The organism is Parvimonas sp. C2, from assembly GCF_035282405.1.
In the GTDB taxonomy this organism is placed as follows: Bacteria; Bacillota; Clostridia; order Tissierellales; family Peptoniphilaceae; genus Parvimonas.
Map to the genome: position 1 here is coordinate 1 of NZ_JAYKBP010000006.1, position 12,673 is coordinate 12,673.

At 29.4% G+C, this 12,673-nt stretch carries 11 protein-coding genes; 1 reads left to right on the plus strand and 10 read right to left on the minus strand.

Annotated elements, in window-relative coordinates; genetic code table 11:
- Window positions 1-175: 175 nt before the first annotated feature.
- From VJI95_RS07260 to VJI95_RS07280, 5 genes are read right to left on the minus strand one after another with little or no spacing between them, the layout of a single operon-like run.
- On the minus strand, window positions 176-1,546 hold the full coding sequence (locus VJI95_RS07260; protein ID WP_324010893.1) for an ABC transporter ATP-binding protein: 1,371 nt from the start codon (window positions 1,544-1,546) through the stop codon (window positions 176-178).
- Window positions 1,540-2,229: an energy-coupling factor transporter transmembrane component T family protein gene (locus VJI95_RS07265; protein ID WP_324010895.1), complete on the minus strand. Its 690-nt coding sequence runs from the start codon at window positions 2,227-2,229 to the stop codon at window positions 1,540-1,542. Before VJI95_RS07265 ends, VJI95_RS07260 begins: the two co-directional genes overlap by 7 nt.
- Complete coding sequence (locus VJI95_RS07270; RefSeq protein ID WP_324010896.1) at window positions 2,229-2,816, minus strand: MptD family putative ECF transporter S component; 588 nt, start codon at window positions 2,814-2,816, stop codon at window positions 2,229-2,231. The genes VJI95_RS07265 and VJI95_RS07270 overlap by 1 nt, the downstream gene beginning before the upstream one ends.
- Before the next feature lie 19 nt (window positions 2,817-2,835).
- Window positions 2,836-4,560, minus strand: coding sequence for an ABC transporter ATP-binding protein (locus VJI95_RS07275; RefSeq protein ID WP_324010897.1), 1,725 nt, complete (start codon window positions 4,558-4,560; stop codon window positions 2,836-2,838).
- Window positions 4,561-4,563: 3 nt separating this feature from the next.
- Window positions 4,564-6,321: an ABC transporter ATP-binding protein gene (locus VJI95_RS07280; RefSeq protein ID WP_324010899.1), complete on the minus strand. Its 1,758-nt coding sequence runs from the start codon at window positions 6,319-6,321 to the stop codon at window positions 4,564-4,566.
- Window positions 6,322-6,575: 254 nt separating this feature from the next.
- On the opposite strand from VJI95_RS07280, the gene VJI95_RS07285 reads away from it, so the two are divergent.
- A complete protein-coding gene (locus VJI95_RS07285; RefSeq protein WP_324010901.1) occupies window positions 6,576-7,538 on the plus strand; it encodes a helix-turn-helix domain-containing protein in 963 nt (320 codons plus the stop codon).
- Between the two features lie 335 nt (window positions 7,539-7,873).
- On the opposite strand, the gene VJI95_RS07290 is transcribed toward VJI95_RS07285, so the two are convergent.
- The 5 genes from VJI95_RS07290 to VJI95_RS07310 form a co-directional block, all read right to left on the minus strand.
- Window positions 7,874-9,220 carry a DUF4026 domain-containing protein gene (locus VJI95_RS07290; RefSeq protein WP_324010903.1) on the minus strand — a complete coding sequence of 449 codons (1,347 nt, stop codon included), beginning with the start codon at window positions 9,218-9,220 and terminating at the stop codon, window positions 7,874-7,876.
- Window positions 9,221-9,550: 330 nt separating this feature from the next.
- Window positions 9,551-10,933: a DUF4026 domain-containing protein gene (locus tag VJI95_RS07295; RefSeq protein ID WP_324010907.1), complete on the minus strand. Its 1,383-nt coding sequence runs from the start codon at window positions 10,931-10,933 to the stop codon at window positions 9,551-9,553.
- Window positions 10,934-11,239: 306 nt separating this feature from the next.
- The gene (locus VJI95_RS07300; protein ID WP_324010909.1) at window positions 11,240-12,004 is read right to left on the minus strand and encodes a SigB/SigF/SigG family RNA polymerase sigma factor; all 765 of its coding nucleotides are present in this window, start codon (window positions 12,002-12,004) and stop codon (window positions 11,240-11,242) included.
- Window positions 12,005-12,008: 4 nt separating this feature from the next.
- Window positions 12,009-12,356: an ATP-binding protein gene (locus VJI95_RS07305; RefSeq protein WP_041953162.1), complete on the minus strand. Its 348-nt coding sequence runs from the start codon at window positions 12,354-12,356 to the stop codon at window positions 12,009-12,011.
- A gap of 2 nt (window positions 12,357-12,358) precedes the next feature.
- A complete protein-coding gene (locus tag VJI95_RS07310) occupies window positions 12,359-12,664 on the minus strand; it encodes an STAS domain-containing protein (protein ID WP_293439793.1) in 306 nt (101 codons plus the stop codon).
- Window positions 12,665-12,673 lie beyond the last annotated feature (9 nt).

Sequence of the window (12,673 nt, forward strand, 5' to 3'; positions counted from 1 at the left end):
GCCGATGTAAAGCATCGTGGAAGGGTGGGGTTCTTATTGCGAAGCAACAAGGTTCCCGGGTACCCAGCCGATGTAAATCATCGTGGAAGGGTGGGGTTCTTATTGCGAAGCAACAAGGTTCCCGGGTACCCAGCCGATGTAAAGCATCGTGGAAGGGTGGGGTTCTTATTAATATCTACAAATATACAATATAATCAGCTATCGAATTTAAAAATTCTTGATCATGCGAAACAATAAATATTATTTTCTCATTGCTCTTGCATTCATTGATTAAGTGAGATATATTCATCATATTGTAATAATCCATTCCACTTGTTGGTTCATCAAAAAACAAGAGTTTGGAATTTTTATACAATACGGATGCTATTGCTACCCTTTGCTTTTGTCCACCTGACAAACTCATTGGATGACAGTCTTTTAATTCATACAAGTCAAGTTTTTTTAGAATATCTTCAACATAACTAATCTCAACATTTTTTATACCAAGACTTACTTCACTCATGACAGAATCCGTAAAAAGCTGATGATTAACATCTTGCATTACAAGTGATGATATTTTAATCCTATCTGTTTTCGAAAGTCTTTTACCATCTAAATATATTTCATCTTTAGATTTTCGTTCGCAACCTATAAGACAACGTAGCAATGTGGATTTTCCGAGCCCATTTGTTCCTACTATGCCATAAATTTTACCCATTTCAAATAAGATATTTTTGAAAAGCAACTTGTTATCTACCCCATTAAACTTAAATTCAATATTTTTCACATTGAAACTCCCGCTATTTTTAATTTCAGGTACTGTAAGTTTTGTTTTAATTTTATCTCTTAAACCTAATTCATTAAGTTTTCTTGTAGAAAATTTCATAAAATCTATTTTAGTATATTCACTTTGTATTTCTCCATCCTTAATTAAAAAAATCCTGTCTATAATATCCATAAGGTAAAAGATTCTATGTTCTGAAATTATAATAGTTTTTCCCATATCTTTAAGTTGAGCAAGCATTTCTTTTATAAGTTTAATATTTTCTTCATCAAGATTTGATGAAGGCTCATCTAAAACAATTATTTCAGTACCGGATATATAACTGGCAGCAATACATAAAATCTGTTTTTCCCCACCTGATAATTTAAAAATATCTCTATTCAAAAGATGCTCTATAGGGAATAACTTCAGCATTTCAGTTAATCTTTTATCCATTTCGTCTCTTGAAAGTCCTATGTTTTCCAAATAAAAAAGCAATTCAAGAGTAGTATTCACATTAAAAAAATGAGTCTTCGGATTTTGAAAAACACTTGATACAAGCATTGATATTTCGTAGAGCTTAAGGTTTTTTATATCTTTATTCCCTATCCTAATACTTCCATCTATAGAGGCTCCATCATATCTTACAGCCAATCCATTGATGGAATTTATAATTGAAGACTTTCCACTTCCACTTTTTCCGGTAAGTAATACACATTCACCTTTTTCTATATTTAAAGAAATATTTTTTAACACTTCTTTATTATTTCCATAAGATAGAGATAAATTTTCGATTTCTACCATAAAATCCCTCCTATAACCATCATCAGTACCAAGAGCACATATCCAAAATCAACTATTTTCATTTTGACTGATATATATCTTGTTTTTTTTACAGGATTTTCAATACATTTTGTCTCTGCGGCCTTTGCAATGTCATCAGAAATGTTAGATGATATGACGAGTAAAGGTACCATTACATACTCAATATACAAAATAGGATTTTTTAACGTAATTCCTCTTACCTTCATAGCGAGCTTTATATTATGACTTTCTTCTCTAAATGACGGAAAAAATCTAAAAATTACAGCAATTGGTATGGAAATACTATGGGGTAATTTAATTTTATCCATTGAAGATATTATGCTTCCTACATCTGATGTTTTTACAAAAAAACTACCGGAACAAAAAGGAAGATAAAACATCCTACATACTGCAAATAACATAAAGAATATCATCAAAATCACATTCATATTTCTAATTACATCAAGGCTAGGTATTACTAAAGAAAAAACACCGAAAAATAATATATTTTTCAATGCTTCTTTTTTAAATCCATTCTTATAAAAAAGGAATGAAATGAGAAGTATAATAGTCCATTCAAAATAGATATTTACCTTATGAAATACGGCAAAACCAAGTAAAAAAGTTACCATAAGTTTACTAATCGGATTCGGATTATAGGGATTATCCAAAAAAACAGGCATTATATAATACCTGCTTTTTCAAAATGCTTTTTCAAAAATACTTTCCCGATATAAGCACCGATAATTCCACCGACAATTGCCCCGATATATACAAATATCATATTTTGGAAATTTAAAAGAGCAATAAGTTTCATTATATAATCATATCCCATTCCCCTTGTTTCAGCCACTTCAATAACCTTATCTTTAGCCAATAATATTTGCATAAGAAATCCACAAATCCAAGTGTTGAATATGGTAAATGAAAGCATATTGTATTTAAAAGATTTATATCCACCTATTTTTCTTACAAATTCAGCAATCCCCATACTTATTACTGAATGTATTAATATTATATATGTGTTTCCCATTGCAATAACGATAAAACTACAAATTAAACCTAGTATAAATAATCCCCACAGTTTTTGAACTTTTGCCATAAAAAGCATAATAACTATGCCTGTTATAATACCTGCCACAGCAGGATATGCCAGGTATAAAATCGGTACTATGCCAATCATTCCTGAAAGAAACATAAGTACAAAATATATTACCGTAAATACACCTATTGTAACTAAATCCTTGATTTTCAATTTTTCCATTTCCATAATGTCCTCCTGTAAGTTTTTACTGAATATTTGCTTTTTCAAGCATTGCCTTATAAAATTCTGAGCTTTTACAAAGTTCGCTATCTGTACCTACCGCTTCTATTTTCCCGGCATTTAACAAAACAATTTTATCTGCATTTCTTATTGTTCTAAGTCTATGAGCAATTACTATAACTGTTTTTTCTTTTATAAGTTCAGAAAGAGCTTCCTGAATAAGACTTTCATTTTCGACATCGAGAGATGCTGTAGCTTCATCAAGCAGTATAATCGGTGCATCTTTCAAAATAGCCCTTGCTATTGATATTCTTTGTCTTTCTCCACCGGAAAGTCTTTGTCCGTTTTCCCCTATTATAGTATCTATTCCTTCCGGCATTTTATTTATAAAATCATCACATCTTGCTATTTTAGCTGCCCTTGTTATTTCCTCATCTGTAGCATCCTTTTTTCCGATTTTAATATTATCTTTTATGCTTGTATTAAAGAGGATAACATCTTGAAATACTATGGAAAAATTTTTAAGTAAAGTTTCGGGATCAACCTCACTTATGTCTTTTCTACCTATCAAAATTTTTCCTCTATCTATATCCCAAAATCTTGCAGCAAGTTTTGCAACTGTTGTTTTTCCGCTTCCGCTTGAACCGATTAGGGCTGTGATTTCACCTTGCTTTGCGATAAAACTAACCCCATTTATTACAGAATAATTATCATATCCAAAATAAACATCTTTAAATTCAATGTCATAATTTGTAATTTCCATATTCTTTTTGCCCTCTTGAATAGGCATAGTTTTTATTTCCTTTATTCTTCCAACCACAGCATCAAGCATAACTATCATGGACATAAAAGTAATTATTCCCTCTATTGGTAGATAAATACTTGTTGTCAGCATTAAAAATGCAATATAAACCAGTATATTTATCTCCCCTGCAATAAGCATATTTACACCAACAACAGCAACACTTATAATACCAAGCTTTAATATTGCAGTCGCTATTCCTGTAAGTGTTCCTGCAACAATTTCACCTTTAGTTTTTTGTTTTGTAGACATATTTAATTTCTTAAAAAAATCTTTTAGCATTTGTTCTTCTAAATTATAAGATTTTATTTGCTCTATCTGCTCAATCTTTTCCTGCAAATCATCAAAAACCTTGCGATTATCATCTATCCAGTTTTGCACTACTTTTTTCTGACTTTTTCTTGATAAAAATATTATTAGAAGTGAAATCGGAATCACCCACAATGCTGCAAAAGCCAATTTTGGATTATAGATAATAAGCATTAAAGCAATAACACCTGTGGAAATAGCAGTTGAATATATATGAGGAACGGCATGTGAAAATATAGTTTCATATAAATTCATATCATTCATCATTGTTTCTGCAAGATCTGCTAAATCTCTTTTTCCAAAATAAGAAAGAGGCAGTTTTTTTAATCTTTCTGCTAAATCAATCCTTGAATTTGCACTCTCATTATACACATTGGTATAGAGTCTTACATAATCCCACCTTGCAACTAAAAACATTAATATCATCATTACTATAATTAATATAAGATAATGAAATAGCGTAAAATTATAACTTCCAATGCCCTTCAAAACGCCTATATACTGAAACAAAAACATAAAGGCAATCATCGGTGCAAATAATTTTGTTAAATTAACAAAGGTATGTGAGATGATTGCTTTTTTTAAATTAATCGCTCCTTTTTCAGACATAGCATATCGTTTTATAAAATAAGAAACCATATCTTAACCTCCTATCTTCCAATTTACAGATTTTTGATATTCATCCCAAAGCTTTTTATAATGCCCATTCATATTTATTAAATCTGAGTGCTTACCTTCTTCTACAATTCTACCTTTATCTATAACAAGTATCTTGTCTGCATCTACTACAGTAGATAATCTGTGGGCAATCATTAGCGTTGTCTTGTTTTTTGATAACTTTTTAAAAGACTCCTGAATTAGATGTTCATTTTCAGGGTCTGCAAAAGCTGTAGCTTCATCTAAAATAATAATATCTGCATCTTTGAGAAAAGCTCTTGCTATAGAGAGTCTTTGAGCTTCACCACCTGAAAAATATGTGCCTCTCGTTCCGTAAACAGTATCAAGTCCATTTTTCAAACCTTTAATTATCTCTTTACAGCCTGAATTAATCAAAGCATTATCTATTTCTTCATCTGTTGCGTCGGGTTTTGCAATTAGAAGATTCTCCCTTAAACTCATCTTAAACAGTTTGGAATTTTGAAAAACAAAAGCTATTTTTTTCATTAAAGCCTCTTTTTCAAAATCTTTTATATTAATCCCGCCAATTAAAATTTCACCTGATTTAATATCATAAAATCTGGCAGCAAGCCTTGCTATAGTGGTTTTACCACTACCCGACATTCCAACTAAAGCAACTTGTTCTCCTCTTTCTACTTTAAAAGAAATATTATCCAAGACATTTTCTTCACCATAAGAAAAACTTACATTTTTAAACTCAATTCCCACTTCAGAGCTTGTCTTATCTCCATAAATAAAATCATCATATTCAAGTATATTTTCAATTTTATCCAGAGCAAGCTCCGCAAAATAACTAAATTGTTTAATTGTCGCCGTTCTCATAATAAAAACGGCAAATATCGGTCCTATCAGAAAATAAATAACAGAATTTGCAACCACATTAGCTAAGTTACCATTAAATTTTATTAACAATAAAGCTACAGGCACTAAGAAAAATGCTGTCGATGTAGAAATAGTCCCAAACCATGACATTTTATTCGTGTAACTCATAGTAAGCTTGAGCACAAGATCTTTTATTTTGATAATTAACGAATATAACTTATCAAAACTTTCAATACTTTGTGCGAATGTTTTTACCACCGGAATTCCCCTGACATATTCTACGGTCTGAGAAGATAAATCGGAAAGATCTTCGTAATATTCTTCTTTCATTTTCTTTGTTTCGGATGTCATCATTGATGACATTAATATCATGCCAATAATTATCGGCACCATACTTACAAGCCCCAATTTCCAATCAAACGTAAAGAAAAATACAAACAGAACTATCGGCGATATAACTGTCATTGCCATATCAGGAAGCTGATGTGCTAAGAAAGAATGTGTTTCAGAAGCTCCGGATATGATTACTTTTCTTATTCTTCCACTTTCTTTATCATCAAAATATCCAAGCGGTTTATTAATTAGTTTTTTTACCGAGCTCTTAATAATATTATCTTCTACTTCAAACGCAAAAACATGTGATAAAATGAGACCTATAAGGTATATAAATAAACCTAATCCCGCAAATGTCGCCGCATAAATTGAATTTTCCCTCACATAGACAAAATCTACCGTTTCATTTAAAATTAAACTATTTATAATCCTATGAATAAAAACCATAGGCATCAAGACCATAATACCTGAAATTGCAGACATAATCATAGCAATATAAAACAAAATACTTTTCTTACCGGCATAAGGCATTAGTCTTTTTAGTATTGATTTTTTCTTATTCTTCAATGAATAACTCCTCCTTTTCTTTAAATTAAACAAGCTTCATAAATATCCTGTTTGGACTGACTATAAAAATTGGTATTTTAAAAATTTTTAACATTATATAACTCTTTGATTGTTTTTATCTTCTATTTATTATATAATTTATATATCATATAATAAATTATATAATAAATGAGAAATTCAATCAATTAGGGATAGTTAACTATGTCTATTTGGAATAATGTCTATTTGGGATAAAAATTACAATGGAGGTATATATGAGCGACTTTTACAACTTTGTTAAAAACTTTTTTTCTACAAATGAATGTACTGATAATACAAAATACTCATCTGCAGGACATACATTCTGTTTCAATACATACGATGCGGAAGGCATATATTGGTTTTATGAAGGTAAAAATTTTACAATTGATATTCACGATGTTTTCATAAAAAAAGAAATTATCCACACAAGTTTTGCCGGTTTGGATAATTTCTATTCCCTTTACTCATCTTATTTAGTTACAGCAAATGGTGAAAGTTTTAATCCTTATCAAAATCTTTCTTCAAACTCACTCTATGTTATAAATACAAAAAATTCTAAAAACTATAGATTTATACTACATAAAAACTCTCCCTATCTAGGAATAGGTATAAATTTCAACCAATCTATGATAGAAGAGTGTCTATCCTCATACAAAAATAAAGTTTGTAACTATGAAAATTTATTTTTCAACACTAACACAATTATAAACAAACCTTTGGAAAGAATTGCAAAAGATATACTAAATTGTAAGATGATATCTCCTGCTGCTGAAATCTTTTTTGAATCAAAGGCAAAGGAGTGGCTTAGTATAACAATAGACGCATTTCTAAATAAGTATAACAATCCAATATCCATTGCCGATAATGAAGCTTTAAAAATTGTTGCTAATTATATAGACGATCATTATGCAACTTCAATTTCACAAAAAACTTTAGAAAAAATATCCACTATGAGCGGTACAAAACTTAAAAAATTATTTAAACAAAAATATCAATGTACAATTACCGAATACACTCAAAGGCGCCGAATGAACATGGCAGAAGTTCTTCTATTGAACTCCTCCCTTAAAATTCAGGATATTGCTGAAGCAGTAGGGTATTCTTCTCATAGTAAATTCAGTACTTGTTTCAAAAAATATAAAGGGATGTATCCAAAGGATATAAAAAAATATAATTCTAAAAAAACTTCCCTTTGATTGTGTATGTACCAAAAAAATTTTATAATTTCATTGGGTAGATACTTGGGAACCTTGTTGCTTTGCAATAATTATATCTTTAGATACAATTGCTCTGGAAATCTCATACTTATTCTTGTTTACAAGAATAAGTAAATGTATCGTAGATACATAACAACAACTTCCCCACAAAAAAATCAACGGAAACCCGTTGATTTTCAACTTTTCACTATTTTGGTCTTATATATTTTGTAGCTCTGCCTATTCCCTCTCTTTGGATTTCTCCTTAATAATCTTTTTATCCCTTAAAATACACCTTAATTTAAGGGATAAAAATTATTTACTTTTAACATATCTTATAAATCCAATAAATATACAGTTTCTGGAGTTATTATACCTTTTTCAGTTCGAATTTTCCAATCACTTACATAATTTTTAGAATATATACCCTCATCACCTTCATGCAAATTAGGAATATTATAAGGTTCTTGAGTAACTTTTCCTTTAATACTATCTCCTTCCATAGAAATATCTTCAAACCAAATATGCTCACGATTTTCTGTATCTATATTACCATTTTCATCTATTGTTTCAAGATCTAATTTAATAATAAAATCAATATCTTCCTTGCCTTCTTGTTTTTCCTTAAGCATTCTTTCAACATAAGAAAATCTTTCTCTCGCCAAAGAACTCTTTCTTTTAGTTTCCTCATCGCTTACAAAATATATAGATTCATTTTCAAGTTTTTCTGTAAACTCTGAAGGCTTTCTTAAACGCTTTTTATTATAGTCTTCTTCACAACCATAGAGGAAAATTATATTTGTTTTAGAATTATGTGAGTTCTTTCTATCATCAAAACCGCCGAGAATATCCTTAGGATAATACTTTAAACCATTTGTCCACTTTTTAGATGAAACGACTATCGGTTCTTCATCATAAAAAAATCCAACAGGTAATGTTTCTTCACCCTGTTCATTTGTTTTATCTATTAAAATAGCATCTTTTCCATTTAATAACCAGCTTGCATAATTTGAAAGCAACTCATAATGTGTTACCGAGTCTTCCATATTTGAGCCTAAAATTTCAATTTCTCGAAGATTACATCTACACAATCCACATGAATATAACCATACTTCATTTTTATCATAAACAGCATGAATTCTAAATAAATTTATTGGATCAGGAAGCAAATTTGATTTTACAGCTAACTCAACCCACTTTTTATTTAATAATTTTTTTGCACTTTCATCAAAAAGAGCAACCATTTCAGGAATCATAGCATAGATAAGTTTAAGCTGTAAATGATAACATTTTTGAGATTTTCCTTCAAACTTCATAAAAATATTTAAAGATTTCTTTACTCTTGAAATTTTTTCTTTATTCTCTTCCGTAAAATATTGTTGTTCCCAATGACGCATTTCATGAACAGGAAAATCTCCAAGAAAAAATCCTACTTCAAAGTCCTTTCTTTCATATGATATCACAAGTTTTCCTGCTGTTTTTTTATGTGGCAGTTTCTTATATTTAATTTTAATTCCATCTAAAGCCTCAATATTAACAAAAACTTCTTCTGTAAGTGAATAATTTTCAGGTACTAATGCTGACATACAAGAATACTCTTCCCAATAATAAAAAGGTGCTTCTTTATTATTTCCCTTTAATCCACTTAATAATCCATTAAATAAATTTTTAAAATAACTCATTTTTTTCTCCTTTGTAATTTATTAAAAACTTATAAGCAGTATATCACAATTATTGAGTATAATCAATCTATTTACACCTTAAAATAAACTATAATTTAAGGTATAAATGTATATTTATTAGAATGTATATTTATTAGAAAGTTATAAAAAAGGACTTGTTATTTCACTTTCTAATTAATATAAGTCAATTATTCAAATAATTTTTCTTTCGGAAATACTTGTTTGTTTACAAGTAAACAAGCAAAATTAAATATATCGAAAATACATCATAAAAAACACACTTTTTTTCCCAACAAAAAACCAACGTAGTTACGTTGATTTTCTTTTTCTTTATAAATCTAGCAAATATACAGTTTCAGGAGTTATTACACCATTTTCAGTATGAATCCTCCAATCACTTACATAATCTATAGAATATATTCCCTCATCACCTTCATGTAAATTAGGAATATTATAAGGCTCTTGAGTCAATCTTGCCTTAAAACTATCTCCTTCCATAGAAAGAGCCTCAAACCAAATATGTTCACGATTTTCACTATCCAAATTACCTTCTTCATCTACTGTTTCAAGACCTAACTTAATAATAATGCCAATATCTTTACCGTCTTGTTTTTCCTTAAGCATTCTTTCAACATAAGAAAATCTTTCTCTCGCCAAAGAACTCATTCTTGCAGTTTCTTCATTGCTTAAATAAAATATAGGATTATTCTCCAACTTTTCTGTAAACTCTGAAGGCTTTCTCAAACGCTTTTTATTAAAGTCCTCTTCACTTCCATAAAGGAAAAGTATATTTGTTTTAGAATTATGAGAGTCTTTTCTATCTTCAATCCCTCCGAGAATATCCTTAGGATAATACTTCAAAGCATTTATCCATTTTTTTGATGTAGCAACTATTGGTTCTCCATCATAAAAAACTCCCATATTTATTGTTTCTTCGCCAATTTCATTTCCATCATCCTCTTCAACAGGATTATTTTCATCTAATAATCGGCATGCATAATTTGAAATTAAGTCATAATGTGTTCTGGAGTCGTCCTTATTTGAATCCAAAAATTCAATTTCGTGTAGATTGCATCTGCACAAACCATGTGTATGAAGCCACACTTCATTTTCATCATAAACAGCTTGAACTGTATATAGACTTATCGGTGCAGGAAGAACATTTGATTTTACTGCTAACTCAACCCATTTTTTATTTAACATTCTCTCAGCACTTTCATCACAAAGAGCAACTATTTCCGGAATCATAGCATAGATAAGCTTAAGCTGTAAATGATAACATTTTTTAGGATTACCACTAAACTTCATATAAACATTTAAAGCCTTATTTACTTTTAAAATCTCTTCTTTTTCCTCTTCCGTAAAATATTGTAGTTGCCATTGATACATTTCTTCTGTATAAAAATCTCCAATATAAAATCCTACTTCAAAGTCCATTCCATCATAGGATATAACAAGTTTTCCTGGTAAATCTTCACTTGGCATAATTTTTTCTTTAATTTCAACACCATCTATAGCTTTAATATTAGCAAAAGTATCTTCTGAAATTGTGTAATTTTCAGGTGTTAAAGCTAACATATATGAAAATTCTTCCCAATAAGCAAGGGGTGCTTCTTTAATTAAAGTAGGAGAATACTCTTCATTAGAATGCTCTTCATTTTTTTCCTTTGAACCATTAAATAATCCGTTAACAACCTTTTTAAAAAAACTCATATTTTTCTCCTTTTATATTAATACAATCAATGTCAGTATATCATAATAATTGAGTAGATTCAATATTTTTTCCACTAAAATTATTATAATTTTAATTACATTAAAATAGACTATATTCATAATTATAGGGCTTTATGAGATTTCCAGAGTAATTGTATCTAAAGATACAATTACCCCTGTCAGACCTACTTTTATTTACAAGTAAACAAGAATAAGTAAATGTATCGAAGATACATAAAATTATTAAATTACATACTTACCAACAAAAAAATCAACGAGTGTCCGTTGATTTTTTATCTACTAAATTTACATATTCAATTCTTCTCTAAATTTTGCAAGGGCTTTTTTTTCGAGACGGCTTACTGTCATCTGTGAAATGTTTAGCTCTTTTGCAAGGGCAACTTGCGTTTTTTGTTCAAAATATCTTCCAAGTATTATTTGTTTTTCAACTTCGGTTAATTTGTCTAGAGTCTTTCTGATAAAATCTTGATTGTCAATAAAGTCGAATTCTTTATCTTCTTCTCCAACAATATCAATTAAGTTTGTGTCCTTGTCTTCACTATCTGAATTTTCAAAACTTTGATCTAATGATTGAGGTGTATAAACTTTACTTGCTTCCATAATTTCCAACACTTCTTCTTCAGAAAGTTCTACATAGTCTGCAATATCCTTAATTGTTGGAGTTCTTCCAAGCTCTTGTGTTAAATGATATTTTGCATTATTAACTTTTTTAGAGTTCTCCTGTATTCTTCTTGGAACCCGAATTACCCAACCTTTATCTCTGAAATATCTCTTTATTTCTCCGACGATAGTCGGCATAGCGAAACTTGAAAATTCAAAGCCTTTTGAGATGTCATATCTATCTATGGCATAGATTAATCCAAGACTTGCAACTTGGAATAAGTCATCGTAGTCAATTCCACGATTTACATATTTTTTAGCTAAAATTTCAGCCATATATAGATTTTTTTCTATTAATTTGTCTCTAAGTTCTGGTGTGGGATTTTCAAAATACTCTTTAAATAGAGCTTTTATTTGTTCTGAGTCCGGTTTGTTATATACCTTTTTCATTTTTTTATCCTTTATTTTTAACTAAAAGTACACTATTTTCTCTGAATTCTACTTTATCAACTAAATTTTCCAAAATTAGTAAAGCAAATTTATTTTCTTCTTTTTCTTGAATTCCTAAAAGGGAAATGTCAGGCATTACTTCAATTTCGATTTTATCATCAAAGACATCCATACTGATTTCAAAAAATTCACTTTCATCTACAAATAAATTTACAACTTCAGAAATTGAAACTTTTAAATCTTCGATATTTTCAATATCCATAGAGATTGTATTAGCTATGGAAGAGATTGAAAGTCTTAAAGTTGAAATGTATTTTTTTTCTGAAGGAAATTTTACAAATATTTTATCCATAATTACCCCTCGATTTCAAAAACTTTATCTAAGTCGGTTATAAGAAAGATTTTTTTGATATGTGGTTTTAAGCCTGTAATAACAAGTTTTTCTCCCTTTTCTTTTATATGTTTGTAGATACTTATAAAAGCACCGAGCCCCGTTGAATCAATATATGAAAGATTTTCACAATTCACTGTTATTTTTTTTACTCCTTGAACGGAATTAACTTTTTCTTTAAATTCTTTATTGGAATTTATATCCAAATCACCTTGTAAATCTACAAAAAGTTTTTCTCCCTCTTGTCTTAAATCAACTTTTAATTCCATAGCATCTCC

Excerpts from the sequence above, each read along its gene's own strand:
- VJI95_RS07290 (WP_324010903.1), bottom strand. The coding sequence starts at position 9,220 with ATGAGTTATTTTAAAAATTTATTTAATGGATTATTAAGTGGATTAAAG.
- VJI95_RS07265 (WP_324010895.1), bottom strand. The coding sequence starts at position 2,229 with ATGCCTGTTTTTTTGGATAATCCCTATAATCCGAATCCGATTAGTAAA.
- VJI95_RS07300 (WP_324010909.1), bottom strand. The coding sequence starts at position 12,004 with ATGAAAAAGGTATATAACAAACCGGACTCAGAACAAATAAAAGCTCTA.
- VJI95_RS07295 (WP_324010907.1), bottom strand. The coding sequence starts at position 10,933 with ATGAGTTTTTTTAAAAAGGTTGTTAACGGATTATTTAATGGTTCAAAG.
- VJI95_RS07285 (WP_324010901.1), top strand. The coding sequence starts at position 6,576 with ATGAGCGACTTTTACAACTTTGTTAAAAACTTTTTTTCTACAAATGAA.
- VJI95_RS07305 (WP_041953162.1), bottom strand. The coding sequence starts at position 12,356 with ATGGATAAAATATTTGTAAAATTTCCTTCAGAAAAAAAATACATTTCA.
- VJI95_RS07310 (WP_293439793.1), bottom strand. The coding sequence starts at position 12,664 with ATGGAATTAAAAGTTGATTTAAGACAAGAGGGAGAAAAACTTTTTGTA.
- VJI95_RS07260 (WP_324010893.1), bottom strand. The coding sequence starts at position 1,546 with ATGGTAGAAATCGAAAATTTATCTCTATCTTATGGAAATAATAAAGAA.
- VJI95_RS07275 (WP_324010897.1), bottom strand. The coding sequence starts at position 4,560 with ATGGTTTCTTATTTTATAAAACGATATGCTATGTCTGAAAAAGGAGCG.
- VJI95_RS07270 (WP_324010896.1), bottom strand. The coding sequence starts at position 2,816 with ATGGAAATGGAAAAATTGAAAATCAAGGATTTAGTTACAATAGGTGTA.